This window comes from Pseudomonas sp. SP16.1 (assembly GCF_052682975.1).
In genome coordinates this window covers 3908579-3934628 of the sequence record NZ_JBQYFZ010000001.1, presented here as the reverse complement: position 1 = coordinate 3934628, position 26050 = coordinate 3908579, and the positions used below count along the sequence as shown (strand labels likewise).

The following is a 26050-nucleotide window of genomic DNA, read 5'->3' as shown; positions in this document are numbered from 1 at the left end:
CGACCGCACCAGGTCGCCAAGATAGAGGGCTTCGCTTAGATAGTCTAAGAATGTTTGAGAAGGTTTATATGCCTTTTGGATTTAACAGTTAAGGCGTCCCGGCGTAAGGTGGATGGCGCTTTATCCATCCACCACTGAGGACTGCTGGATGAAAAAGGCGTCATCCAGCCTAGGTTTCGATCGGCCCGGTTGGGTAGTGCGGGTGGTGGGTTTTGTCCTGCGCGCGGCGCACCCGGCCTACGACGAGCAGCTGATCTCCAGGTGCTTGCCCCAGTCCGGCGGGCGCTGCGCGTAGCGCTCCATCCCCGGTTGCTCGTCGAAGGGCCGCGCCAGCACCGCATGCAGCTCGCGCACCGGGCCGTAGTCGCCGGCCTCGGCGGCCTCGATCACCTGCTGCGCCAGGTAGTTGCGCAGGATGTAGCGCGGGTTGACCGCGTGCATGCGCGCCAGGCGCTCGGCCTGCTCGCTGCCCTCGCGCGCGCTGCGGGCCAGGTAGTCGCGGCCCCAGGCATCGAAGCCGGCCAGGTCGACGAAGTCGTCGCGCACGATGGTCAGCGCCTCGTTCGGGGCGCGCTCGCCGAGGCGGCGGAAAAACAGCGTGTAGTCGGTCGCCTTGCCCTGCTGCATCAGTTGCAGCAGGCGCTGCACCAACTCCTCGTCGCCTTCCTCGGCGGTGCACAGGCCCAGGCGACGGCGCATCAGGTCGAGGTGATGGGCCTGGTACAGCGGCAGGAACAGCTCCAGCGTCTGGCGCAGCTTGTCCACCTCGATCATCGGCGTCAGCGCCTGGGCCAGCGCCGCCAGGTTCCAGTGGGCGACCGGCACCTGGTTGCTGAAGCTGTAGCGGCCGGTGTCGTCGGAGTGGTTGCAGATGTGCCCGGCGTCGAAGTCGTCGAGAAAGGCGTAGGGGCCGAAGTCGAAGGTGATGCCGAGGATCGACATGTTGTCGGTGTTCATCACCCCGTGGCAGAAGCCGTAGGCCTGCCAGTGGGCGATCATCTGCGCGGTGCGCTCCAGCACCTCGCGGAACATCGCCAGCCAGGGCTCATCCTGCGTCAGGCAGTGGGGAAAGTGGCTGGCCAGCACGTGCTCGCCGAGGATCTTCAGCTGCTCGTGCTGGCGCGTGTAGTAGAAGTACTCGAAGTGGCCGAAGCGCACGTGGCTGGGCGCCAGGCGCAGCAGCATGGCGGCGCGCTCCTGGCGTTCGCGCCACACCGGGGTGCTTGACGCGGTGACGCACAGCGCCCGCGAGGTCGGGATGCCGAGCGCGTGCAGGTGTTCGCTGGCGAGAAACTCGCGGATCGAGCTGCGCAGCACCGCGCGGCCGTCGCCCATGCGCGAGTAGGGGGTCTGGCCGGCGCCCTTGAGGTGCAGGTCCCAATGCTCGCCGGCGGCGTTGACCACCTCGCCGAGCAGCAGGCCGCGACCGTCGCCCAGGCGCGGCGTGTAGCCGCCGAACTGATGCCCGGAATAGACCATCGCACGTGGCTCGGCCTGGCGCCACAGCTGGTACCCGGCGAACAGCTGGGCGAAGGCCGGGTCGTCGGCTTCGCCCGGCGCCAGGTCGAGCAGGGCCATGGCCGCCGCGCTGGCCACCACCAGGCGCGGCTGCTCGATGGGCTCGGGCAGCACTTCGGTGGAGAAGGCGTCGCCGAGGCGGGCGAAGCGGTTGTCGAAGCTCAGTTCGTCGAGGTGTTTCACCGGCTCGGCCTGTCAGCTTGCCGCCGCGGGCGGCGGGTTGATGGAATCGGCTGCGCCGGCGGCGGCGGCCTTGATCAGGTCCCTGTGCTCCAGCTGCTTCTCGCCGTCGATGTTCTTCACGTACACGTCGACCTGACGGAAGGCGATGCTGATGCCGTGCTTGGCGAACTCGCGGTCGACGAAGCGGTTGATCTCGTCGGTGGCCGGGTTGCGGTCGCCGAGGTCGCGCACGTGGATGCGCAGCTCGTGATCCAGGGTGCTCTCGCCGAAGTTGAGGAAATACACCAGCGGCGCCGGATCCCTGAGCACCCGCGGGTTCTCCTGGGCGGCCTGCAGCAGCAGCTTGCGCACCAGGTCGAGGTCCGAGCCGTAGCTCACGCCCACCTTGACGGTGACGCGGGTGACCGTGTCGCTCAGCGACCAGTTGATCAACTGGCCGGTGATGAAGGTCTTGTTCGGCACGATGATTTCCTTGTGGTCGAAATCGGTGATGGTGGTGGCGCGGATGCGGATCCTGCTCACCGTGCCGGACAGGTTGCCGATGGTGACCACGTCGCCGATGCGCACCGGGCGCTCGAACAGGATGATCAGGCCGGAGATGAAGTTGGCGAAGATCTCCTGCAGGCCGAAACCCAGGCCCACCGACAGCGCCGCCACCAGCCACTGCAGCTTGTCCCAGCTGACGCCGAGGGTGGACAGGGTGCTGACGATACCGATGCCGACCAGCGCATAGGACAGCAGGGTGGTGGTGGCGTAGGCGCTGCCCTGCGCCAGCCTCAGGCGCGACAGCACCAGCACCTCGAGCAGGCCGGGCAGGTTGCGCGCCAGGGCCACGGTGATGGCAACTATGATCAGCGCGCCGAGCACGTCCATCAGGCTGATCGGCACCAGGGTCGCGGTATCGCCGCTGCCGCTGCTGTATTCGTAGAGCGACACGTTGTCGAGGTAGGCGAACACGCCGATCAGCTCGGCCCAGACCCAGTAGAGGCAGACCAGGAAGCCGCCGAGCAGGGCCAGGCGGATCAGGCGCAGCGACTGCTGGTTGACCTGTTCGATGTCCAGGGTCGGCTCCTCGACCACCGCCTCGCCATCGCCGCCGTCCTTGCTCTGCGCCTGGCGCTTGCTCAGCGCCCGCTGGTAGGCCAGGCGCCGCGCGGCGACGCCGAGGCCGCGAACGAAGGTGGCCTCCAGCAACAGCCAGATGATCAGCAGGTACAGCGTGTCGATCAGGCGATCGCTGAGCTTGAGCGCGGTGTAGTAGTAGCCGAAGCCCACGGCGACGATCAGCGCCAGCGGCAGCAGGCTGAACAGCAGGCCGACGAACGAGCGCAGCGCCGAGGTGTTCTCCCGCAGCGGTGCATCGAGCAGCAGCTTGAACAGCAGCCAGGCCATCAGCGCGTAGCAGCTCAGCACCACGCCGATGCCGATCACGTCGCCGGCCAGCCCCGCCGGCTGGTGCTCGGCGATGCTCACCATTGCCACCAGCGCCATCACCACCAGGCCCAGGCTGCGTACGCGCCGGCGGAAGAACGCGACGTTGGCCGGCGGCCAGCGGAAGTGCAGCACGGCGACGCCGTCGGGCGAGAGAATCCGGTACAGCGTGTAGAACACCAGCCAGGCCTGGGCCATCTCGTACAGGGCGGGGCCCAGGTAGAGATTCTGCCCGCGCGCATCGGCCAGCAGGGCATAGCCGCACAGGGCCAGGAACAACGCGCCGGGCAGCGCCAGGATCAGGTTCAGGCCCAGTGCCATGGGCGTGTGCAGCTGGCTGTCGTGCTTGTAGTGGTCGATGTCGCGGTGCAGGGCGCCGAGCTTGCCGAACAGGTACTGGCGGCGCCAGAGGATCAGGGCGCAGAGCAGCAGCAGCGGCAGGAACACCAGCGGCCGCTCGAGCAGGCCGGCGCCCAGTTCGCGCAGCGCCAGGCTCCAGGGCAGGCTCTCCAGCTGCTGTTGCAGGCGTCGCGGCGCATCCTCGAGCCATTCGAAATCGAGCGGCTTGTTGCTGGGAATCCAGAACATCTGCTCGTCGATGGTGGCGCGCAGGCCGCTGGCGGTGCTGCGCAGCTCCTTCTGGTTGAGCTGCAGGGTGATCGACTCGTTGAGCAGGGCGTTGAGCTCGCGGTTGAGCCGGTCGAGCAGCTCGCGGCGGGTGCTCAGCTGCTCGCGCAGGGTGTCGCGCAGCTCGGGGGTGACCTCTTCGGCGGGCTGGTCGGCCAGCAGCTGGTCGATATAGGCCTCGGGATTGCTGATCTGCTCGCGCTGCTTGCCCAGTTCGAACTGGTACAGGCGGATGTCGGCGATCTCGTCGGCCAGCTGGCTGTCCTCCTGCGCCAGGCTCGGTAGCGCCTCCTTCTGCTGGTAGAGGATCTTCGACAGCAACAGGCTGCCTTGCAGCACGCCGATCTGTTCGTCGAGGGCCTGGTCGGCCTGCGCCAGGTTATCCAGCTGCTGGCGGGTCTGCAGGTTCTGCTCGGTGAGCTGGTTGAGGCGCTCGGTGGCGCGCAGCAGGTAGTCGGAGAGCTTGAGGTTGCGCGTGCTCTCGCGCGCCAGCAGCTTGTCCGACCCGGCGCGCTCGGCCTCGCGCGACTGCTCGGCGACGGTCTGCTCGGATTCGGCCCGGCGCCTTTCGTTGATCAGGCTCTGCAGCTCCAGACGTTCCTGCTCGGCGCGCTTGATGCGCTCCTCGAGCAGCTCGCGCTGGGCGTTGCCCAGATCCTGCAGCAGGCTGTTGCCGGCCAGCTCCTGGCGGCGCAGCTGGGTCTGCGCGGTGAGCAGGGCCAGTTCTGCGGTGAGCTGGTCGCGGCGTTCGGCGCTCAGCGGTTTGCCGCTGTCGCGGTCGCTCTTCAGGCTGTCGTTGATCTGCTGGCTGCGCGCCTGGTTCTGGCTGATCTCGGCCTGGGCGCGCTCGGGGCGGGTCTGCGCGGTGATCACCAGGCTGTTGGCCTCGATGATCGCCTTGTTCCACTCGCTGAGCTGGCTGGAGCGCTCGCCGAGCAGCTGCTCCAGCTGCGCCAGGTCGGTGCGTGCGTGGCGCTCGGCCAGCGGCGCCGGCTTGCTGGCCTTGAGCTGGGCGAGTTCGCGCTGGGCCTCGGCGATCAGCCGCGGGGCGTTTTCCAGCTGGGTGCGCAGGTCGGCCAGGCGCTGCTCGCTGGCCTCGCGCTCCTTGAGCAGGCGCAGGGTCTGCTCCAGGGTCTGCTTGAGCGCCAGTTGCTCGGCTTCCGGCAGCTTGCGCTCGGCCAGGCTGTCGAGGCTCTGCTGCACACTCTCGGCCTTGGGCGGCTCCTGGGCGAGAACCGGGGGAATGCTCAGGCACAGGGCGAGCAGGGCGGCGACGAACGGGAGGCGCAACAGGGGCATGGTCGTGGGATCTGCTGAATGGACGATGACAGTGTAGGACGGCCGCCGCAGGCGCCGCCGCGCCGGCCCTCGCGGCAAGGGCCGGCGCAGTTGCGATGCTAGCAGAGTCCGGCGCGGTCGCGGCTGCGGCGCTGGCGCGACGAGCGTGTTACAGGAACAGCCCGGGGCCCGGGCGGCTGCCTTCGGGAAATTTGACGCCGACCTTGCGCACCTTGTTCCCTTCCATCGCCGCCACCGTCCAGGTCAGGCCCTGCCATTCCACCTGGTCGCCGACGATCGGTTCGCCGCCCACCTTGTGCGCGATAAAGCGGCCCAGGTGCAATTGGCCTTCGGCGCCTTCCAGCTTGAGGCCGTAGAGCGCGGCCACCGCGCCCAGTTCGGCGTCGCCTTCGAGCACGAAGTCGCCGAAGAAGCGCAGGTCCTGGCCGCGCTTGGGCGCCTGGCTGAACAGCTTGCCGAGCGCCGGCAGGTCGGCCTCGTGGCCGATCACGCAAAGCAGGTCGCCGGCCTCCAGGCGCGTACTGCCGGACGGGTGGAGCAGCTCGCGGCCGCGGAACAGCGCGGCGATGCGCGTGCCGTCAGGCATGTTCAGCTCGCGCAGGGTGGCGCCGATGCACCATTTTTCCGCGCCGAGGCGGTAGACGAACAGCTCCCATTGGCTGGTGGGGTGCACCTCCAGGCCGGCGCGCGACACCGGTGCCGGCTCCGGCGGTACGGTGACGCGCATCAGCTTGGCGGCCAGCGGCAGGCTGGTGCCCTGCAGCAGCAGCGAGACCAGGACGATGAAGAAGGCCACGTTGAAGAACAGCTGGGCGTTGGCCAGCCCGGCCATCAGCGGGAACACCGCGAGGATGATCGGCACCGCGCCGCGCAGGCCGACCCAGGCGATGAAGATCTTCTCGCGGTCGTGGAAGGCGGCGAACGGCAACAGGCCGAGCAGCACCGACAGCGGCCGGGCGAACAGGATCATCCACAGCGCCAGGCCCAGCGCCGGCAGGGCGATGGGCAGCAGCTCGTGGGGGGTGACCAGCATGCCGAGGACCAGGAACATGGCGATCTGCGCCAGCCAGGTGAGGCCGTCGAGCATGTGCAGGATGCCGTGGCGCGAGCGGATCGGCCGGTTGCCCAGCAGCAGGCCGCACAGGTAGATGGCGAGGATGCCGCTGCCGCCCACCGCGGTGGTGATGGCGAAGATGATCAGGCCGCCGCTGACCACCAGCAGCGGATAGAGGCCGCTGGCCAGCTCCATGCGGTTGATCAGCTTGAGCAGCAGCCAGCCGCCGCCGAGGCCGAGCAGGGCGCCCAAGCCGAACTGCCGCAGCAGCTGCAGCGGCAGGTTCCAGCTGAAACCGGTCTGGCCGCTGGCGAGCATGGCGATCAGGGTGACGGTGAGAAACACCGCCATCGGGTCGTTGCTGCCGGATTCGATCTCCAGGGTCGAGCTGACCCGTTCGTTGAGGCCGCGGCCGCCGAGCAGGGAGAACACCGCCGCGGCGTCGGTGGAGCCGACGATGGCGCCGATCAGCAGGCCCTCCAGCAGGCTCAGGTCGAACAGCCAGGCGGCGGCCAGGCCGGTCAGCCCGGCGGTGATCACCACCCCCAGGGTGGCCAGCGACAACGACGGCCACAGCGCCACGCGAAAGCTCGAGACCCGCGTGCGCATGCCGCCGTCGAGCAGGATCACGGCCAGCGCCAGGTTGCCCACCAGGTAGGCCAGCGGATAGTTGTCGAAGACGATGCCGCCGGGGCCGTCGACGCCGGCGAGCATGCCGACGGCGAGGAAGATCACCAGGATGGGGATGCCGAAACGGGTGCCGAAGGCACTGACCAGGATGCTGGCCGCCACCAGCAGGGCGCCGATCAAGAACAGATTGTTGATGGCGCTGGCGTCCAACGGCGTACTCCTGGCCTAGTGGTGAATGCGCCGTCATGCATGGCGCGTGCCAGGGATTCTAACCGTTGCCTTCGCCCCGCTGTCAAAAAAAACGCCGCGGCTAGGGTGGGTTAGCGACGCAGGAGAGCAAAGCGGTTTGCCGCGGCGTTCGAGCGCCGCGTAACCCACCAGGCGCTAAGCCTTAGAACCAGGCGTCGCGCATGCCCAGACAGGTATCGTCGCGCGCCTCGAGGATGGCCAGCTCGTGGTGGCAGCCCGGCACTTCCCAGGTCAGGAAGTAGCGCGCGGCCTGCAGCTTGCCCCGATAGAAGTCGGCGTCGCCGGCAGCGCCCTTGGCCAGGCCCTGCTCGGCGCGGATCGCCTGCTCCAGCCAGCGCCAGCCGATCACCGCGTGGCCGAACACCTTGAGGTACAGCGCCGAGTTGGCCAGGCCCTGGTTGACCTGGCCGGCCATCAGGTCGCCGAGCAGGGCCAGGGTCACCGTCTGCAGGCGCGCCAGCAGTTGCTCCAGCGGCTGGCGCAGGGCGGTGAGCGAGTCGTACTCGGCGGCGCGCTGGCAGGTGCCGTGGATCAGTTGGAGCAGCTGCTTGAGCGCGGCGCCGCCGTTCATCGCCACCTTGCGCCCGAGCAGGTCGAGCGACTGGATGCCGTGGGTGCCCTCGTGGATGGGGTTGAGACGGTTGTCGCGGTAGTACTGTTCCACCGGGTATTCGCGGGTGTAGCCGTGGCCGCCGAGGATCTGGATCGCCAGTTCGTTGGCCTTGAGGCAGAACTCCGAGGGCCAGGACTTGACGATGGGGGTGAGCAGGTCGAGCAGCTCCAGGGCGGTCTTGCGCTGCTCGGCGGTCGCCAGGGTGTGGGTGTCGTCGAACAGGCGCGCGGCATACAGGCCGAGGTCGAAGGCGCCTTCGACGTAGGCCTTCTGCGCCAGCAGCATGCGCCGCACGTCGGTGTGCTCGACGATGGCCACCTGCGGGCTGCTCGGGTCCTTGCCGTCCGGCTGGCGGCCCTGCGGGCGGTTGCGGGCGTAGTCCAGCGAATAGAGGTAACCGGCGTAGCCGAGCATGATCGCGCCCATGCCGACGCCGATGCGCGCCTCGTTCATCATCTGGAACATGTAGGAAAGGCCCTGGTGCGGCTGGCCGACTAGGTAGCCGACGCACTCGCCGTTGTCGCCGAAGTTCAGCGCGGTGGAGGTGGTGCCGCGCCAGCCCATCTTGTGGAACAGGCCGGCCAGGGTGACGTCGTTGCGCGCGCCCAGGCTGCCGTCGTCGTTGACCAGGAACTTGGGCACGATAAACAGGCTGATGCCCTTCACCCCGGGCGGTGCGTCCGGCAGCTTGGCCAGCACCATGTGCACTATGTTCTCGGAGATCGGCTGGTCGCCGCCGGAGATGAAGATCTTGTTGCCCTTGATGCGGTAGCTGCCGTCGGCGTGCGGCTCGGCCTTGCTGCGGATATCCGACAGCGACGAGCCGGCATGCGGCTCGGTCAGCGCCATGGTGCCGAAGCAGCGGCCGTCGATGATCGGCTGCAGGAAGCGCGCCTGCTGTTCCGCGCTGCCGAAGGCCTCGATCAGGTTGGCCACGCCCATGGTCAGCATCGAGTAGGAGGCGGTGGCCGCGTTGGCCGCCTGGAAGTGGGCGAAGCAGGCCTGCGACAGCAGGTTGGGCAACTGCATGCCGCCCACCTCGAAGTCGCGGGTGGCGTTGAGGAAGCCGGCCTCGTGGAAGGCACGCAGGGCCGGTTCGACCTCGGGGATCAGCACCGCGGCGCCGTCGACGTACTGCGGCTCGTGCTCGTCGTTCTTGCGGTTGTGCGGGGCGAACAGCTCTTCGGCGATGCCGCGGGCCGTGGCGATGGCCGCGTCGAAGGTCTCGCGGTTGTGATCGGCGAAGCGCGGACGCTGGGTCAGGGCCTCGGCGTCGAGCACCTCGTAGAGTTCGAACGCCAGGTTGCGGGAGCTGAGCAGGGTCTCGGACATGGTACGGGCCTCCAGATGATCGAGCGAGTCTAGGCAGCCAGCCGGCCGGCTGCCCAGCATCATCATTGGCCGTGATAATCGTTCGTTGGCGCACAAGGGGAGGGCGGGTGCATCCATGCAGTCGCAACGCCGTAGGGTGGAAATCGCCGTTTATTTCCACCATTGCGTTCCTCGGGCTGGTCCATGGTGGATCGATGAAGCGTGATCCACCCTACGACCTCGTAGGAGCCCCGCCCCGGGGCGAGGTTTGTGATTTTGCGGCGGCGTATATCCGTATTCGCCGCCGGGGTGGCTCCCACAGGGGCGGTGGTTGCCTTCAGGCGAAGCCCTGAGCGAGCTCGCGGGTCAGCTCGGCCGCCGGCATGGGCCGGCAGTTGGCCACGTTCTGCCCGGCCCACAGCGGCGAGAAGTCGCCGCTGCCCCGGGCTTCGGCCGCCGCGCGCAGCGGCGCGATGGCCGCGGTGGCCAGCGGAAAGGCCGGTGCGCGTTCGCTCAGCGGCCCCAGCTCGCGCATCAGGCGGTTGACGATGCCGCGCGCCGGGCGCCCGCTGAACAGGTTGGTCAGCGCCGTATGGCGCGCCGACGGATTCTGCAGCGCGGCGCGGTGCACCGTGCTGGTGCTCGCCTCCGGGCACAGCAGGAAGGCGCTGCCGACCTGCACGCCGGCCGCGCCCAGGGCCATGGCGGCGCTCACTGCGCGGGCGTCGCCGATGCCGCCGGCGGCGATCACCGGCACCGACAGCGCATCGACCAGCTGCGGCAGCAGGGCGAAGGTGCCGAGCTGGCGGCTCAGGTCGAAGTCGAGAAAGTGCCCGCGATGGCCACCGGCTTCCAGGCCCTGGGCGATCACCGCATCGACGCCGCGCTCCTGCAGCCACAGCGCCTCGTCCAGGGTGGTGGCGCTGGAGAGGATCTTCGCCCCGCTGCACCTGACTCGCTGCAGCAAGGCCTCCTGCGGCAGGCCGAAGTGAAAGCTCACCACCGCCGGACGGAACTCCTCCACCAGTTCGGCGGCTTCCTCGTTGAACGGCAGGCGCCCCGGCCCGCCGGCGATAGCAGCCGGGTCCAGGTCCAGTTCACGGTAATAGGGCGCCAGCGCCTCGCGCCAGCCCGCCTCGCGGGCGGCATCCGGCTCGGGCGGCACATGGCTGAAGAAGTTCAGGTTGAACGGTCGCTCGGTCATGCCGCGCATCGCCTCCAGTTCCTGGCGCAGGGCGGCCGGGGCGAGCATGGCGCAGGGAATCGAGCCGAGGCCGCCGGCCTGGCATACGGCGGCGGCCAGGCGATGGTTCTGCGAGCCGGCCATCGGGGCCTGGATCAGGGGCAGTTCGCTGCCGAGCAGGGCGGTGAGAGACATGGGATGGCTCCGTTTCAGCGGGTGGGTTGCGGCTCGGCCACGCGCCAGGCCCACAACAGGGCCCAGAGCAGCGCGGCCGCGCCGATGGAAAAGCTGCTCGTGAGGCTATGGCCGGACCCGGTCCAGTGCCCCACCAGCCAGGGGCCGAGCAACTGGCTGCCGCCATACAGACTGATCAGCAGCGCCGCCAGACGCAAGCCCTGGCCGGGGTTGAGGGCGCGCGCCAGGCGCTGGGTCAGCAGCACGGTGCCTAGGAAGGTGCCGCCCACCAGCAGGGCGCAGGCCATCACCCCGAGCGGACCGGGCAGCAGGACCGGCATGGCCACGCCGAGCAGTTGCAGGAGGTAGTTGGCCAGCAGGGCGCGGCGGTCGCCCAGCCAGGCGCCGGCCTGGTTCCACAGGCTGGCCGAGGCCAGGCAGGCGAGCGCCGTCCACCACCAGTTGCCGACCAGCAGCGGATGGCCGACGGGCAGCTGTTCGCGGGCCAGGGCGGGCAGGAAGGTCAGCGGCAGGATATAGCCCAGGCCGGCGCCCAGGTAAGCCATCAGCAACGGCAGGTTGCGGCCTTCGAACAATCGGCCCTGGATCGCTGCGTCCGGCCTGTCGGGTAGCTCCCGAGCCAGGCGCCGGAGCATCGGTGCGCAGAGCAGCGCCAAAGGCAGGGCGCACAGGGCGATCGGCAGCCAGCGCAGCGGCCCGTGCCAGGGCGTGATGGTCACCAGCAGGCCGCACAGCAGCATGCCGCCGCCCAGCCCCAGATAGACCAGTCCGCTGAGCGCCGTGGCCCGGCGCAAGGCCAGCCACTCCAGCACCAGCGCCGGAGCGAGGACGAACACCACGCCGTTGCTGATGCCATTGGCCAGGCGCAGGGCTGCGAGCAGATCGATGTCGCGAGTGAATACCTGCGCCAGGGTCAGGCCGGCATTGATCAGCAGCGCCGCCGGCAGGCCCAGGCGCAACCCGCGCGGATTGGCCATGAACAGCGCGAGCAGGGCGCCGAGCAGGTAGCCCAGGTAGTTCCAGGTCGCCAGCCGGGCGCCTTGGGCCAGATCGAACAGGCCATCGTCGAGCAGCAGCGGCAGCAGCGGGGTATAGGCGAAACGACCGAGGGCATGCACCACCACCAGCGCCAGGGCGGCGGCGAGCAGGGCGATGAGGTGGGCGCGGTCGCATCTGGGCATGGGGCCTCCGGTCGTGCGACGCACCTTAGTCGTTGTCGCCGGCTGATCGTTAGTGAAAAATACTGCGATCTGTTTTCACTTTTGGTGAAGTTTATGGGCGCCTGGCAGCGACTCAATCCGCAGTTGTTCCGCTATTTCCTCGCCGTGGCGCGCGAGGGCTCGCTGAGCGCCGCCGGAGTGCGCCTGAGCTGCGTGCCGTCGAACGTCTCGGCGCGCCTGCGCCAGCTGGAGCAGCAGCTCGACACCCGGTTGTTCCGGCGTCAGGGCCAGCGCCTGCGCCTGACCCCGGCCGGCGAGCGCCTGCTGCCCCACGCCGAACACCTGGAACAGCTCTGCCAGACGGCCTGGCGCAGCGTGCAGGAGGATATCTGGAGCGGCGACCTGCGCCTGGGGTCGATGGAAACCACCGCCGCGGTGCGCCTGCCGGAGCTGCTCGCGGCGTTCCACCAGCGAGCGCCGCGGGTCAACCTGCAACTCAACACCGGGCCGAGCCGGCGCCTGGTCGAGGGCGTGCTGGCCGGGGAGCTGGACGCCGGGTTGATCGGCGGGCCGTTCGAGCACCCGCAGCTCGACTGCCTGCCGCTCTGGCAGGAGGAGCTGATGCTGGTGCTGCCGCCCGCGCAAGATGTCGGCCTTCTCGACGCGCGACCGCAGACCCTGCTGGGCTTTCCCGAGGGCTGCCATTACCGCGAGCGCCTCGAGCGCTGGGCGGCCAGCCGCGGCTTGCAGGTGGCGGCGCGGCAGAGCTACGGCTCGATCGACGCGATCTTCGCCGGTATCGCCGCCGGCATGGGCATCGGCCTGCTGCCGCGCAGCCTGCTCGAGCGCAACCCGCGCGTGCACCTGGTGCAGTACCAGGCCATCGCCGCGGAGCTCGGCGCGACCACCACGCTGCTGGCGCGCCGCCGCGATGCCGGCGAGCACCCGCCGCTGGCGCTGCTGCTGGAGCTGATGCGCGCGCAAAGCCCGTTCAGCGGGTAGACTTGCGGGCTGTTTCGGAGACCGCCATGAACTACCGCCACGCCTTCCACGCCGGCAACCACGCCGACGTGCTCAAGCACCTGGTGCTGACCCGCCTGATCGCCCTGCTGTCGCGCAAGGAGGCGCCGTTCGCCTACCTCGACAGCCACGCCGGCATCGGCCTGTACGACCTGCGCGGCGATCAGGCCAGTCGCACCGGCGAGTGGCTGGAGGGCGTCGGCCGGCTGTGGCAGGCCACGCAGCTGCCGGATGCGGTGGAGGCCTACCTGGAGGTGGTGCGGGCGATGAACCCGGACGGCGAGCTGCGCTACTACCCCGGCTCGCCGGAGCTGGCGCGGCTGCTCAGCCGCGAGCAGGACCGCCTGCAGCTCAACGAGAAGCACCCGGAAGATGGCCGCCTGCTCAAGGACAACATGCGCGGCGATCGCCGCGTGGCGGTGCACCTGGGCGAGGGCTGGCACGTGCCGCGGGCGCTGCTGCCGACCCGCGAGAAGCGCGTACTGCTGCTGATCGACCCGCCGTTCGAGCAGGCCGACGAGCTGCAGCGTTGCGTCGAAGCGCTGAACGAGGCGCACGGGCGCATGCGCCAGGCCATCGTCGCGATCTGGTACCCGATCAAGGACGAACGCCAGCTGGCGCGTTTCTACCGCGATCTGCACAAGAGCGCCGCGCCCAAGCTGCTGCGCGCCGAGCTGTACGTGCATGCGCCGGACGATGCCAACCGGCTGACCGGCTCGGGCCTGGTGATCAGCAATCCGCCCTGGGGCCTGGAGGACGAGCTCAGGCAGCTGCTGCCCTGGCTGGCCGACGCGCTCGGGCAGAGCCAGGGCGGCTGGCGCCTGGACTGGCTGATCGAGGAGAAGCCGGGCGGTTGAGCGAGTGCAGTGGAGCGGTGCGCACGGCGCACCCTACGCGGCGCACGGCCCCTGCGGAACTCAGGCCGCTCAACCAGGCTGCTGATTGGGCTCGATGTGATAGCTCAGGTTGCGCCGCGGGCTGAGGTACTCCAGCACCTCCCGCGGTAGCTGCGCCGGCCGCAGGCTGCGGGCGATGGCCAGTGTGGGTTCCTGGGCGAGGTCGACGATCAAGGCCTCCTCCTTGGCCACCTCGGCATCGTAGAGGATCAGCGTCGGCTTCAGCGCCTGGCTCGGATTCAGCCCCAGCACCAATGCGTAGCGCTCGTCCTCCAGCTGCACCAGGCTGCCCGGCGGGTAGACGCCCATGGCGCGGATGAAGGCGCGCAGCGCCACCTCGTCGAAGCGTTCGCGTTGCTGCTTGAACATCAGCGCCAGGGCCTCGTGCGGGCTCAGCGCCTGGCGCGGGTCGAGCGGGTTGCACAGGTTGTCGAACCGGTTGGCGATCGCCACCAGCCGACTCAGGCGACCGATCGCCGCCTCGCGCAGGCCGCGCGGGTAGCCGCTGCCGTCGCAGTGCTCATGGTGCTCGTGGATGATGCGCAGCACCTCGTCGTCGAGCATCAGCTGCTGACCCATGCGCAGGCCGAAATCGGTATGCAGCTGCAGCAGTTGCTGCTCGGGACGGCTCAGCGGTTCGGCCTTGAGCAGCACCTTGCTCGGCACTTCCAGCTTGCCGATGTCGTGCAACAGCGCGCCGAGGCCGAGGCTGTGGCAGGCCTCGCCGTCGAGGCCGAGCTGACGGCCGAGCAGCAGGGCCAGCACGGTGACGTTGAGCGCATGGTAGTAGCTGTCGTCCGCCGCCTTGCCGGTGATGCCGTGGAGCACCACGCCGGGCGCGCCGAGCAGCGTCTCGACCATCTCGCCGACGATCGCACCGGCCTGCCGCATGGCGTCTTCCGGGCGGCTGCGCAGGGTCTGGTTGAGCGTCTTGATCCGTTGGCTGGCCTGCAGGAAACGGCGGTCGACTTCGGCCAGCCGGGTACGCAGCTGGCGCAGCCTATCGTCGCTTTGCCGGCGGGCCTGGCTCTGCGGGTCGGCGGGAGGCTCTTCGGCGGCTGCGGCCGGGCGGGTTTCGACGAGCGGCAAGGGCGGGCAGTCGCTGCGCGCCGGGTCGTAGCGCAGCCGTTGCTGGCCCAGCGCGCGGAGGGCGCGGATCTGCGCCTGGTCCTTGATCTTGAAGGCGCTGAAGGCGAAGTCGTGTTCCCACCAGCTCAGCTCCAGCTGGACGTAGAGCCCGATGCACAGCTGCTCGGGAGAAATATAGGTAGCGGGCATGCCGGGTTCGCAGCTTGATGGCTATTTGCCGGCAGTTTAGTCCGGCAGATGCCCGACGGGTACCCGTACTTCGGCGGGGCGTATCAGGCCGTTACATCGATGCTGTTGCCCGGATGCGGCGGATCGCTCGGCGCCCTGATTGGCGCAGCCGACTGCACCGGCCGGCCCCGTGATATGGAGCGCTTGCAGCTCCAGCGTCTTGCGCGGCAGCACAAGCGACATCTGCGCGGAGCGCTGCGCAGATGCCTGTGTGGATACCCGGTTGGCGATGCTGCCGAGTTCCACGCCGATCGTCCGCCTTCAGGCCTGGGATTCAGGCGGCAGGCATACCCCTGTTCCGCCCAGGCCGCAATAACCGTTCGGGTTCTTCGCCAGGTACTGCTGGTGATAGGCCTCGGCGTAGTAGAACGGTGGCGCCTCGCGGATCTCGGTGGTGATGGCGCCCAGGCCGGCCTTGTCCAGCTCGGCCTGGAAGCGCGCCTGGCTGGCGCGGGCGGCGCTCAGCTGGGCGTCGTTCTGGCAGTAGATCGCCGAGCGATACTGGCTGCCGCGGTCGTTGCCCTGGCGCATGCCCTGGGTCGGGTCGTGCGCCTCCCAGAACACCTTGAGCAGGGCCTCGAAGCTGGTCTGCCGCGGGTCGAACACTACCAGCACCACCTCGGTGTGGCCGGTCAGGCCGGAGCAGGTTTCCTCGTAGGTCGGGTTCGGCGTATGGCCGCCGGCATAGCCCACCGCGGTGCTGAATACGCCTGGCTGCTGCCAGAAACGCCGCTCGGCGCCCCAGAAGCAGCCGAGGCCGAATACCGCCTGTTCGAGCCCGGCGGGGAAGGGCGGCTGCAGCGGGTTGCCGTTGACCTGATGGCGCTCGGGCACCGCCATGCGCTCGGCGCGACCGGGCAGGGCCTGCTCGGCGCTGGGCAGTTCGAGCCTGTGGACGAGGATCTGGGAACGCAAAGCCATGATGATCTCCTGGAAGTGGGCAAGCAGTGGACTGCGCGGGGTGCGCCCGCATTACGCCCGTTGGTCGGCCGCGACGCTCGGCCGGCAGGGGTAGCGGCGCAGGCTGTCGATCAGCTCGCGGCCGGGAATCGGCCGGTCGAACAGGTAGCCCTGGCCGACGTCGCATTGCTGGCGACGGAGGAAGCCGAGCTGGGCGGCGGTCTCGATGCCCTCGGCTACCACCTTGAGCTTGAGATTGTGCGCCATGGCGATCACCGCCGAGGTGATCTCCATGTCGTCCTGATCGCCGGGGATGTCCTTGATGAAGCTGCGATCGATCTTGATCACGTCGATGGGGAATTTCTTCAGGTAGCTGAGCGAGGAGTAACCGGTGCCGAAGTCGTCCATGGCCAGGGTCAGGCCCAGGCTTTTCAGGCGGCCGAGCTGGTGACGGGTGTCCTCGGTGGCCTCCAGCAGCAGGCTCTCGGTCAGCTCCAGTTCCAGCAGCCTGGGGTCGAGTTGCTCCTCGTGCAGGATGGCGGCGATGGAGCCGACCAGATCCGGGTCGGAGAACTGCTTGGGCGACAGGTTGATCGCCACCTGCAACTCGCCCAGGCCGATGGCGGCGATCTGCCTGCTCATGCGGCAGGCCTGGCGCACCACCCATTTGCCGATCGGGATGATCAGCCCGGTTTCCTCGGCCACGCCGATGAACTGGTCGGGACGGATCATGCCCTTCTCCGGATGCTGCCAGCGCAGCAGCGCCTCCATGCCCTGCAACTGTCCGCTCTTGAGGCACAGCTTGGGCTGGTAGAACACCTCCAGCTCGTTCTGGGTCAGGGCGCGACGCAGGTTGTTCTCGACGAACAGCTTGTAGTTGGCCTCGGCGTTGAGCGCCTCGGTGAACAGCTGCACCTGGTGCTTGCCGTTGGCCTTGGCCTTGTGCAGGGCGAGGCCGGCGTGCTTCATCAGGGTCTGCGGGTCGTCGCCGTGCTGCGGGGCGAGGGCCAGGCCGAGGGAGCCGGTGATGCTGATCAGCTGGTTGTCGACGAACAGCGGCTTGTCCAGGGTCTGCAGCACCAGCTGGGCGACGCGCTGGCCGGCCTCCTGGTCGTTGTTGTCGAGCAGGATGGCGAACTCGTTGCTGGCGAAGCGCGCCAGGCTGCCTTGCGCGCCGAGGCTGTTGCGCAGGCGCCTGGCCAGGGCCGCGAGCAGCTTGTCGCCGGTCTGGTGGCCGAGGCTGTCGTTGATCCGCTTGAAGTTGTCGATGTCCACCAGCAACAGGCCCGGTGGCTGCTGCGGGCTGCGGGCGAAGCGCTCCTCGAGGCTGCGGATGAAGGCCAGGCGGTTGCCCAGGTTGGTCAGGTTGTCGGTATAGGCCAGGCGCTCGATGCGCTGCTGGGCCTGCTTGGCCTCGGTGATGTCCTCGTAGATGCCGATGTAGTGGGTCAGCGCGCCGTCGTCGCCATACACCTTGGAGATCGACAGATGGCCCCAGTAGGGCTCCTGGTTCTTGCGCCGGCTGCGGAACTCGCCCTGCCAGCTGTTGTGCTCGGCCAGGCTGGAACGGGCGTCGAACAGCAGGTCGCTGAGGTTGACCAGCGCCGGCAACTCGGCCAGGCGCCGGCCGCAGACCTCGTCGCTGCTGTAGAGGGTGATGGCGGTGAAGCTGGGGTTGACGTATTCCACGCGGCCGTCGCGGTCGACCAGCAGGAAGGCGCTGGCGCTCTGTTCCACTGCGCGACGGAACAGATGCAGGGCTTGGGTGGCGCTGCGCTGCTGCTGGCCGACCAGCACCTGCTCGGCCAGCTCGCCGGCGAAGGCGATCTCGTCGGGCCGCCAGCTGCGCGGGGCGTGCTGGCTCAGGCTGGCGTCCGCCACCAGCAGGTAGCCGCGCAGCAGTTGACGGTTGTGCTGCTTGAAGGCCTCGCCCAGCTCCAGCATGTCGAGCGCGCCCTGCGGCGTATGCAGGCGGTAGCGCACCAGGTAGTGGACGCCCTGCAGCAACTGCTGCTGGATGGCATCGTGCAGGCGGTAGCGCGCCTCGGGTTCCATCAGGCTGGCGTAGGGGGCGTCGACCAGGGCGCACAGGTCGCTGGCGCTGATGCCGAGCTGGCGCTCGCAGGCCGGATCGAGAAACAGCAGGGCCCAGCTCGGCTCGTTCAAGCGTTCGAAACGCAACATGCCGAGCCGCGAGGGCACTGGCAACTGCGTGACGACCTCGGCTGCCGGACGGGGGCCGGCATCGGGATGGCTTTTCATCGGGGCGGCGGGCTTCCAGTTTGCTGACCGGGCGAGGTGTCCGTTCTCGGTACCGGGCCGCTGTGCCCGGGAGTGGCAGCGGCTGGGACGGAGGTCAGGGCTCGGGCCTACTTCGTTAGCGTGGGGCAAGGGTGCATCATGCCATCGATGCTGACAAGGAAACTGATGGCACCGGCGGAACACCCTATGCGGCTTGCGCGCTCACCCTGCCGCTGCATTGCCTTGGGCAGGCACGGGGCCAAGTCAAAAAAAACCCCGCCTGGCTGGGCGGGGTCGAGGATACGAGCGTGGCGTGCTCGAAAGGTGGTACGGCGCCTTACAGCAGCAGGGTGCGGATATCCGCCAACAGCTGCGACAGGCGCTGGGTGAAGCGTGCGGCGGCGGCGCCGTTGATCACCCGGTGGTCATAGGACAGCGACAGCGGCAGCATCAGGCGCGGCTGGAAGGCCTTGCCGTCCCACACCGGTTGCATGCTGGCCTTGCTGACGCCGAGGATCGCCACTTCCGGCGCGTTGACGATCGGCGTGAAGCCGGTGCCGCCAATGTGGCCGAGGCTGGAGATGGTGAAGCAGGCGCCCTGCATATCGTCGGCCGCGAGCTTCTTGCTGCGTGCCTTCTCCGCCAGCACGGCGGCTTCGCCGGCCAGCTGCAGCAGACTCTTCTGGTCGACGTTCTTGATCACCGGCACCAGCAGGCCATCCGGAGTGTCCACGGCGAAGCCGATGTGCACGTACTTCTTGCGGATGATCGCCTTGCCGCTCGGCGCCAGCGAACTGTTGAAGTCCGGCAGCTCCTGGAGCAGATGGGCGCAGGCCTTGAGCAGCAGCGGTAGCACGGTCAGCTTGACCCCGGCCTTCTCGGCCACGGCCTTCTGCGCCACGCGGAAGGCTTCCAGCTCGGTGATGTCGGCCGACTCGAACTGGGTCACGTGCGGCACGTTGAGCCAGCTGCGGTGCAGGTTGGCGGCGCCGACCTGCATCAGGCGGGTCATCGGCACTTCTTCGATTTCACCGAACTTGCTGAAGTCCACGACGGGAATCGGCGGGATGCCGGCACCACCGCTGGCTGCGCCCGCTTCGGGTGCGGCCTTGGCCTTCTGCATCATGGCCTTGACGTAGGCCTGCACGTCTTCCTTGAGGATGCGCCCCTTCGGGCCGCTGCCGGCGATGTCGGCCAGATCGACGCCGAAATCGCGGGCGGTCATGCGCACGGCGGGGCCGGCATGCACCCTGGTGCCATCGCGTTTGGGGGCGGCAGCCGCGGCGGCGGCTGCGGCCGACAGCGAGGCGATGGCGCGCACTTCGGCGGCCACTTGCGGCGCGGCGCCTTCCGGTACGCGGTGCACTTCCTGGCTGGCCTGGGCCGGTGCGGCAGCCGGTGCGGCCCCCGCTACCTTGAGGCGGAGGATCAGGTCGCCGGTGCCGAGTTCGTCGTCCAGCTTGACCAGCACTTCTTCCACCACGCCGGCGGCCGGCGAGGGGATTTCCATGGAGGCCTTGTCGGACTCAAGGGTCAGCAGGCTCTGGTCGGCCTCGATGTTGTCGCCGGCCTTGACCATCAGTTCGATGACCTTGCCCTTGGCGCTGGAACCGATATCCGGCACGTGCACGTCCTGCACGCTGCTGCCAGTCGGCGCGGCGGCGGGAGCAGGAGCGGCGGCCGGGGCGGCCGCTGGCGCGGGAGCAGCGGCCGGGGCAGCGCCTTCGGTACGCAGCTTGAGGATCAGGTCGCCGGTGCCGATCTCGTCATCCAGCTTGACCAGCACCTGCTCCACCACGCCTGCGGCCGGCGCGGGGATCTCCATGGAGGCCTTGTCGGACTCCAGGGTCAGCAGGCTCTGGTCGGCTTCGATGCGGTCGCCGGCCTTGACCATGATCTCGATGACCTTGCCCTTGGCGCTGGAGCCGATATCCGGCACGTGCACGTCCTGCACGCTGCTGACGCTGGCGGCCGGCGCGGCAGCAGGAGCTGCAGCAGGAGCTGCAGCGGCGGCTGCCGGGGCAGCCACGGGCGCTGCGGCAGCCGGGGCCGGTGCGGCTGCGGCGGCGCCTTCGACTTCCAGCACCAGCAGCTCGTCGCCTTCCTTGAGGCGGTCGCCGATCTTGACTTTCAGTTCCTTGATTACGCCGGCCTTGGGCGAGGGCACTTCCATGGAGGCCTTGTCGGACTCCAGGGTCAGCACGCTCTGGTCGGCTTCGATACGGTCGCCGACCTTGACCAGCAGTTCAATCACCTCGCCTTCACCGCCGAGGTCGGGTACGCGAATCAACTCACTCATCGCTACGCTCCTTAGCAGTCCAGGGGGTTGGCTTTATCGGGATCGATGCCGAACTTGGCGATGGCGTCGGCCAGCACCTTGGCTTCGATCTCGCCACGGTCCACCAGGGCTTCCAGGGCGGCGAGCACGACCCAGTGACGATCCACCTCGAAGAAGTGGCGCAGCTTCTTGCGGCTGTCGCTGCGACCGAAGCCGTCGGTGCCGAGCACCTTGTATTCCTTGCTCGGTACCCACTGGCGCACCTGCTCGGCGAACAGCTTCATGTAGTCGGTGCTGGCCACCACCGGGCCCTTGCGTCCGCTCAGGCACTGCTCGATGTAGCTGCGCTTGGGCTTCTGCCCCGGGTGCAGGCGGTTGCTGCGCTCCACGGCCAGGCCGTCGCGGCGCAGCTCGTTGAAGCTGGTGACGCTCCACACGTCGGCGCCGATGTTGAACTCGTCGCGCAGGATCTTCGCCGCCTCGCGCACTTCGCGCAGGATGGTGCCGGAGCCCAGCAGCTGCACGTGATGCGCGGCTTCCTTCTTGTCTTCCTCGAGCAGGTACATGCCCTTGATGATGCCTTCCTCGGCGCCCTGCGGCATGGCCGGCTGCTGGTAGGACTCGTTCATCACGGTGATGTAGTAGAAGACGTTCTGCTGCTCCTCGATCATCTGCCGGGTACCCTCGCGGATGATCACCGCCAGTTCGTAGCCGTAGGTCGGGTCGTAGGTGCGGCAGTTGGGGATGGTCGCAGCCATGATGTGGCTGTGGCCGTCCTCGTGCTGCAGGCCTTCGCCGTTGAGCGTGGTCCGCCCGGCGGTGCCGCCGATCAGGAAGCCGCGGGTGCGGCTGTCGCCGGCCGCCCAGGCGAGGTCGCCGATACGCTGGAAGCCGAACATCGAGTAGAAGATGTAGAACGGCAGCATCGGCTGGTTGTGGCAGGAGTACGAGGTACCGGCGGCGATGAAGGAGCTCATGGCGCCGGCTTCGTTGATGCCTTCCTCGAGGATCTGACCCTTCTTGTCCTCGCGGTAGAACATCACCTGGTCTTTATCCACCGGCTCGTACAGCTGGCCGACCGAGGAGTAGATGCCGAGCTGGCGGAACATGCCTTCCATGCCGAAGGTACGGGCTTCGTCCGGGATGATCGGGACGATGCGGCTACCCAGCTCCTTGTCCTTGACCAGCTGCGCGAGGATGCGCACGAAGGCCATGGTGGTGGAGATTTCGCGGTCGCCCGAGCCGTCGAGGATGGCCTTGAGGGTATCCAGCGGCGGGGTCGGGATGCTGAAGCTGTTGGCCCGGCGCTGCGGCACGAAACCGCCGAGGGCGGCGCGGCGCTCGTGCAGGTACTTGTACTCGGGGCTGCCCGGCTCCGGCTTGACGAACGGCAGCTTCTCCAGCTCCTCGTCCTTGACCGGGATGTCGAAGCGGTCGCGGAACTGGCGCAGGCTGTCGACGTCGACCTTCTTGGTGTTGTGCGCGGTGTTCTTCGCCTCGCCGGCACCGGTGCCGTAGCCCTTGATGGTCTTGGCCAGGATCACGGTCGGCTGGCCGCTGTGGTTGACCGCCTGGTGGTAGGCCGCATAGACCTTGTACGGGTCGTGGCCGCCGCGGTTGAGCTTCCAGATTTCCTCGTCGGACAGGTCCTTGACCATGTCCTGCAGCTCCGGGCTGTTGAAGAAGTGCTGGCGGACGTAGGCACCGTCCTTGGCCTTGTAGTTCTGGTACTCGCCGTCGACCACCTCGTCCATGCGGCGCTGCAGGGCGCCGTTCTTGTCCTTGGCGAACAGCGGGTCCCAGAAACGGCCCCAGACCACCTTGTTGACGTTCCACTGGGCGCCGCGGAACACGCCTTCGAGTTCCTGGATGATCTTGCCGTTGCCGCGAACCGGGCCGTCGAGGCGCTGCAGGTTGCAGTTGATGACGAAGATCAGGTTGTCCAGCTTCTCGCGGCCGGCCAGGGAGATGGCGCCGAGGGATTCCGGCTCGTCGCACTCGCCGTCGCCCATGAAGCACCAGACCTTCTGCTTGCCGGCGGGGATGAAGCCGCGGCTTTCCAGGTACTTCATGAAGCGCGCCTGGTAGATCGCCTGGATCGGGCCGAGGCCCATGGATACGGTGGGGAACTGCCAGAAGTCCGGCATCAGCCAGGGGTGCGGGTAGGAGGGCAGGCCCTTGCCGTCCACCTCGCGGCGGAAGTTCTGCATCTGGTCTTCGCTGATGCGCCCTTCCATGAAGGCGCGGGCGTAGACGCCGGGGCTGGCGTGGCCCTGATAGAACACCAGGTCGCCGCCGTGTTCGTCGGTCGGGGCCTGGAAGAAGTAGTTGAAGCCGATGTCGTACAGCGTTGCGCTGGAGGCGAAGCTGGAAATGTGACCGCCCAGATCCGGGTCGTCCAGGTTGGTGCGCATCACCATGGCCAGCGCGTTCCAGCGCACCAGGGAGCGGATACGGCGTTCCATGAACAGGTCGCCCGGCATGCGCGCTTCGTGCGTCACCGGGATGGTGTTGCGGTACGGCGTGGTGATCGCGTAGGGCAGTTGCGCACCGCTGCGGGTGGCCAACTCGCCCATACGGGTCATCAGGTAATGGGCACGGTCTTCACCCTCACGGTCGAGGACGGATTCAAGGGCGTCCAGCCATTCCTGGGTTTCGATCGGATCGAGGTCTTGCATGGCTTGCTCCAGGGCGGAAAGGCTTCCAGAATCGGAGGCCAGTTGAGTCTCGCCGGCTTTGTGGGCGGGCGAGTTGAAGTTCTTGGATTTACCGGGGGTAGGACCGGCCGCTTGTAGTTTTACTACATTTCGACGGCGGATTCAGCCCTCTGGATACAATTCTTTCGTAGTAAAACTACAATCCGCGGTACTGCTGGTCGCGCGCGCCTTGCAGGGGCGGGATTTCGAGCGATCCCGACGAGCGCCTGGCAGCCCGCCAAAAGGATAGACCATGAGCCTGCCGTTGCCGGTCGAGTTACCCCCCTCCCTGATCCCCCTGGCAGAGCGTGCCGAGCAGTCGTTGCTGACGGCGCTGGCCGAGCGCGAGGGGCTGGGCGAGCTACTGGCGGCCTGGCCGCAGGCGCGGCGCGAGACCTGGCGGCGGGTCGCGGCGCTCAGCGATTTCGTCGCCGAGCAGGCGGTGCGCGATCCGGCGATGTTCCTCGCCCTGGGCGACTCCGGCGAGCTGGAACGCAGCCTGGCGCCGGGCGAGCTGCGTCAGCAGTTGGAGGTGCAATTGGCCGATTGCGCCGACGAGGAGGCGCTGGGGCGTTGCCTGCGGCGTTTCCGCAACCGCCAGCAGCTGCGCATCATCTGGCGTGACATCGGCCGCCAGGCGCCGCTGAGCGAAATCTGCCGCGACCTCTCCGACCTCGCCGACGCCTGCATCGACCTGGCCTACCACTGGCTCTACCCGCGCCACTGCGCGCAGTTCGGCACGCCGATCGGCCGGCGCAGCGGCCAGGCGCAGCACATGGTGATCCTCGGTATGGGCAAGCTCGGCGCCCATGAGCTCAACCTGTCCTCGGACATCGATCTGATCTTCGGCTATCCGGAAGGCGGCGAGACCGAGGGGGTCAAGCGGCCGCTGGACAACCAGGAGTTCTTTATCCGCCTGGGGCAAAAACTCATAAAAGCCCTGGATGCCATCACCGTCGACGGCTTCGTCTTCCGCACCGACATGCGCCTGCGCCCCTATGGTTCGAGTGGCGCGCTGGTATTCAGCTTCAGCGCGCTGGAGCAGTACTACCAGGACCAGGGCCGCGACTGGGAGCGCTACGCCATGATCAAGGCGCGCGTGGTCGGCGGCGACCAGGCCGCAGGCGCCGAACTGCTGGAGATGCTGCGGCCCTTCGTCTATCGGCGTTACCTGGATTTCTCCGCCATCGAGGCGCTGCGCGCGATGAAGCTGCTGATCCAGCAGGAGGTGCGGCGCAAGGGCATGAGCGAGAACATCAAGCTCGGTGCCGGCGGCATCCGCGAGATCGAGTTCATCGCCCAGGCCTTCCAGCTGATTCACGGCGGGCGCGACCTCAGCCTGCAGCAGCGGCCGCTGCTCAAGGTGCTGGCGACCCTGGAAGGCCAGGGCTACCTGCCGCCTGCGGTGGTCGCGGAGATGCGCGAGGGCTACGCATTTCTGCGCTACACCGAGCACGCCCTGCAGGGCATCGGTGATCGGCAGACGCAGATGCTGCCGGCCGACGCGCGCGACCAGGCGCGGGTGGCGGCGATCATGGGCTTCGCCGACTGGGCGAGTTTTCATGAGCGCCTAATGCACTGGCGCGCACGCATCGAGTGGCATTTCCAGCAGGTGATCGCCGATCCCGACGAGGACGAGACGGCCGGCGAGACCTGCGTCGGCGCCGAATGGCTGCCGCTGTGGGAGGAGGCGCTGGACGAGGAGGGCGCCTGTCGCCAGCTGCAGGAGGCGGGATTTGCCGAGCCGGCCACTGCGCTCAAGCGCCTCGGTGACCTGCGCAATGGTCCGCAGGTGCGCGCCATGCAGCGCCTCGGTCGCGAGCGCCTGGATGCCTTCGTGCCGCGCCTGCTGGCGCAGACCGTGGAGCACGAGGCGCCGGACCTGGTGCTGGAACGGGTGCTGCCGCTGGTGGAAAAGGTCGCGCGACGCTCGGCCTATCTGGTGTTGCTGACCGAGAACCCCGGCGCCCTGCAGCGGCTGATTACCCTGTGCGCGGCCAGCCCGTGGATCGCCGAGCAGATCGCGCGCTTCCCGCTACTACTCGACGAGCTGCTCAACGAGGGGCGGCTGTATCACCCGCCGCTGGCGCCGGAGCTGGCCGCGGAGCTGCGCGAGCGGCTGATCCGCATTCCCGAGGACGACCTGGAGCAGCAGATGGAGGCGCTGCGTCACTTCAAGCTGGCCCACAGCCTGCGCGTGGCGGCTTCGGAGATCGCCGGCACATTGCCTTTGATGAAGGTCTCGGACTATCTGACCTGGCTGGCCGAGGCCATTCTCGACCAGGTGCTGGCGCTGGCCTGGCAGCACACGGTGCAGCGCCACGGGCGGCCGCGGCGCGCCGACGGCAGCTTCTGCGACCCGGACTTCATCATCGTCGGTTACGGCAAGGTCGGCGGCCTGGAGTTCGGCCACGGTTCCGATCTCGATTTGGTGTTTATCCACGACGGCGACCCGCAGGCCGAGACCGACGGCGCCAAGCCCATCGACGGCGCGCAGTTCTTCACCCGCCTGGGCCAGCGTATCATCCACCTGCTGACCACCCAGACCACCTCCGGCGCGCTGTACGAGGTGGACATGCGCCTGCGGCCTTCGGGGGCGGCGGGGCTGCTGGTCAGCTCGCTCGGTGCCTTCCAGCGCTATCAGGACAGCGAGGCCTGGACCTGGGAGCACCAGGCGCTGGTGCGCGCGCGGGTGCTGGTGGGCTGCCCGCGCCTGGCCGGCGAATTCGCCCGGGTGCGCGGCGAGGTGCTCGGCCGCCGGCGCGACATCGCCGCGCTGCGCACCGAGGTCAGCGAGATGCGGGCGAAGATGCGCGACAACCTTGGTACCCGTGCCACCGCCGCCGGTACCGCGGCAAACGCCTTCGAGGCCGCGACTTCCTTCGATCTGAAGCAGGATGCCGGTGGTATCGTCGATATCGAATTTATGGTGCAATACGCGGCCCTGGCCTGGTCGTGGCAACACCCGCAACTCCTCGAATTCACCGACAACATCCGCATCCTCGAAGGGCTGGAGCGGGTCGGTCTGATGTCCGCCGAGGATGCCGGTCTGCTGCGCGAGGTCTACAAGGTTTACCGCTCGGCCGCCCACCGCCAGGCGCTGCAGAAGCAGCCCGGGGTGGTGCCGGGCGATCAGTTCCAGGACGAGCGCCGCGCGGTGATGCGCCTCTGGCGGCAACTGGAACTGAGCTGAATACGGGGGGCAAGGCCCCGAGCATGATCGAATCGAGAAGCGAATTGAGGAGCAGG

At 68.3% G+C, this 26050-nt stretch carries 15 protein-coding genes; 3 read left to right on the top strand and 12 right to left on the bottom strand.

The genetic code is table 11. The annotated features are described in order from the left end of the window. Nucleotides 1-237 precede the first annotated feature (237 nt). The 6 genes from selO to ACUTAF_RS18600 all read right to left on the bottom strand — a co-directional run bounded on the left by selO (nucleotide 238) and on the right by ACUTAF_RS18600 (nucleotide 11474). Nucleotides 238-1701: a protein adenylyltransferase SelO gene (selO, locus tag ACUTAF_RS18625; RefSeq protein WP_445581361.1), complete on the bottom strand. Its 1464-nt coding sequence runs from the start codon at nucleotides 1699-1701 to the stop codon at nucleotides 238-240. A 12-nt stretch (nucleotides 1702-1713) separates the two neighbouring features. Further along, entirely contained in the window at nucleotides 1714-5058 is a 3345-nt protein-coding gene (gene mscK, locus ACUTAF_RS18620; protein ID WP_445581360.1) for a mechanosensitive channel MscK, read from the bottom strand. 148 nt (nucleotides 5059-5206) lie between these two features. Beyond that, entirely contained in the window at nucleotides 5207-6952 is a 1746-nt protein-coding gene (locus ACUTAF_RS18615; protein WP_445581359.1) for a potassium/proton antiporter, read from the bottom strand. Between the two features lie 181 nt (nucleotides 6953-7133). Beyond that, the gene (locus tag ACUTAF_RS18610) at nucleotides 7134-8936 is read right to left on the bottom strand and encodes an acyl-CoA dehydrogenase (RefSeq protein ID WP_445581358.1); all 1803 of its coding nucleotides are present in this window, start codon (nucleotides 8934-8936) and stop codon (nucleotides 7134-7136) included. A 316-nt stretch (nucleotides 8937-9252) separates the two neighbouring features. Next, nucleotides 9253-10293 (bottom strand): NAD(P)H-dependent flavin oxidoreductase, encoded by a 1041-nt coding sequence (locus tag ACUTAF_RS18605; protein ID WP_445581357.1) that lies wholly within the window; start codon nucleotides 10291-10293, stop codon nucleotides 9253-9255. A gap of 14 nt (nucleotides 10294-10307) precedes the next feature. Continuing rightward, nucleotides 10308-11474: a YbfB/YjiJ family MFS transporter gene (locus tag ACUTAF_RS18600; RefSeq protein ID WP_445581356.1), complete on the bottom strand. Its 1167-nt coding sequence runs from the start codon at nucleotides 11472-11474 to the stop codon at nucleotides 10308-10310. Between the two features lie 93 nt (nucleotides 11475-11567). On the opposite strand from ACUTAF_RS18600, the gene ACUTAF_RS18595 reads away from it, so the two are divergent. Beyond that, nucleotides 11568-12455, top strand: a complete 888-nt coding sequence (locus ACUTAF_RS18595; RefSeq protein WP_445581355.1) for a LysR substrate-binding domain-containing protein — start codon at nucleotides 11568-11570, stop codon at nucleotides 12453-12455. 26 nt (nucleotides 12456-12481) lie between these two features. After that, the gene (locus ACUTAF_RS18590; RefSeq protein ID WP_445581354.1) at nucleotides 12482-13330 is read left to right on the top strand and encodes a 23S rRNA (adenine(2030)-N(6))-methyltransferase RlmJ; all 849 of its coding nucleotides are present in this window, start codon (nucleotides 12482-12484) and stop codon (nucleotides 13328-13330) included. Nucleotides 13331-13399: 69 nt separating this feature from the next. Here ACUTAF_RS18590 and ACUTAF_RS18585 read toward each other — a convergent pair whose 3' ends face one another. From ACUTAF_RS18585 to aceE, 6 genes are all read right to left on the bottom strand, one after another. After that, a complete protein-coding gene (locus ACUTAF_RS18585; protein ID WP_445581353.1) occupies nucleotides 13400-14647 on the bottom strand; it encodes an HD-GYP domain-containing protein in 1248 nt (415 codons plus the stop codon). 36 nt (nucleotides 14648-14683) lie between these two features. After that, entirely contained in the window at nucleotides 14684-14932 is a 249-nt protein-coding gene (locus tag ACUTAF_RS18580; RefSeq protein WP_445581352.1) for a putative motility protein, read from the bottom strand. A 15-nt stretch (nucleotides 14933-14947) separates the two neighbouring features. Continuing rightward, entirely contained in the window at nucleotides 14948-15607 is a 660-nt protein-coding gene (gene msrA / locus ACUTAF_RS18575) for a peptide-methionine (S)-S-oxide reductase MsrA (RefSeq protein ID WP_445581351.1), read from the bottom strand. Between the two features lie 51 nt (nucleotides 15608-15658). Beyond that, entirely contained in the window at nucleotides 15659-17848 is a 2190-nt protein-coding gene (locus tag ACUTAF_RS18570) for a putative bifunctional diguanylate cyclase/phosphodiesterase (protein ID WP_445581350.1), read from the bottom strand. 316 nt (nucleotides 17849-18164) lie between these two features. Then, nucleotides 18165-20126, bottom strand: coding sequence for a dihydrolipoyllysine-residue acetyltransferase (gene aceF, locus ACUTAF_RS18565; RefSeq protein WP_445581349.1), 1962 nt, complete (start codon nucleotides 20124-20126; stop codon nucleotides 18165-18167). 11 nt (nucleotides 20127-20137) lie between these two features. Beyond that, on the bottom strand, nucleotides 20138-22783 hold the full coding sequence (aceE, locus tag ACUTAF_RS18560) for a pyruvate dehydrogenase (acetyl-transferring), homodimeric type (RefSeq protein WP_445581348.1): 2646 nt from the start codon (nucleotides 22781-22783) through the stop codon (nucleotides 20138-20140). 271 nt (nucleotides 22784-23054) lie between these two features. Here aceE and glnE point away from each other — a divergent pair, with 271 nt between their 5' ends. Further along, the gene (gene glnE, locus ACUTAF_RS18555) at nucleotides 23055-25994 is read left to right on the top strand and encodes a bifunctional [glutamate--ammonia ligase]-adenylyl-L-tyrosine phosphorylase/[glutamate--ammonia-ligase] adenylyltransferase (protein ID WP_445581347.1); all 2940 of its coding nucleotides are present in this window, start codon (nucleotides 23055-23057) and stop codon (nucleotides 25992-25994) included. The last annotated feature ends 56 nt before the right edge of the window (nucleotides 25995-26050 follow it).

What these genes read in the sequence shown, in the direction of transcription:
- aceF (WP_445581349.1), bottom strand. Translation starts at nt 20,126, where the DNA reads ATGAGTGAGTTGATTCGCGTACCCGACCTCGGCGGTGAAGGCGAGGTG.
- ACUTAF_RS18570 (WP_445581350.1), bottom strand. Translation starts at nt 17,848, where the DNA reads ATGAAAAGCCATCCCGATGCCGGCCCCCGTCCGGCAGCCGAGGTCGTC.
- mscK (WP_445581360.1), bottom strand. Translation starts at nt 5,058, where the DNA reads ATGCCCCTGTTGCGCCTCCCGTTCGTCGCCGCCCTGCTCGCCCTGTGC.
- ACUTAF_RS18610 (WP_445581358.1), bottom strand. Translation starts at nt 8,936, where the DNA reads ATGTCCGAGACCCTGCTCAGCTCCCGCAACCTGGCGTTCGAACTCTAC.
- ACUTAF_RS18600 (WP_445581356.1), bottom strand. Translation starts at nt 11,474, where the DNA reads ATGCCCAGATGCGACCGCGCCCACCTCATCGCCCTGCTCGCCGCCGCC.
- msrA (WP_445581351.1), bottom strand. Translation starts at nt 15,607, where the DNA reads ATGGCTTTGCGTTCCCAGATCCTCGTCCACAGGCTCGAACTGCCCAGC.
- ACUTAF_RS18595 (WP_445581355.1), top strand. Translation starts at nt 11,568, where the DNA reads ATGGGCGCCTGGCAGCGACTCAATCCGCAGTTGTTCCGCTATTTCCTC.
- aceE (WP_445581348.1), bottom strand. Translation starts at nt 22,783, where the DNA reads ATGCAAGACCTCGATCCGATCGAAACCCAGGAATGGCTGGACGCCCTT.
- ACUTAF_RS18605 (WP_445581357.1), bottom strand. Translation starts at nt 10,293, where the DNA reads ATGTCTCTCACCGCCCTGCTCGGCAGCGAACTGCCCCTGATCCAGGCC.
- ACUTAF_RS18585 (WP_445581353.1), bottom strand. Translation starts at nt 14,647, where the DNA reads ATGCCCGCTACCTATATTTCTCCCGAGCAGCTGTGCATCGGGCTCTAC.
- glnE (WP_445581347.1), top strand. Translation starts at nt 23,055, where the DNA reads ATGAGCCTGCCGTTGCCGGTCGAGTTACCCCCCTCCCTGATCCCCCTG.
- ACUTAF_RS18590 (WP_445581354.1), top strand. Translation starts at nt 12,482, where the DNA reads ATGAACTACCGCCACGCCTTCCACGCCGGCAACCACGCCGACGTGCTC.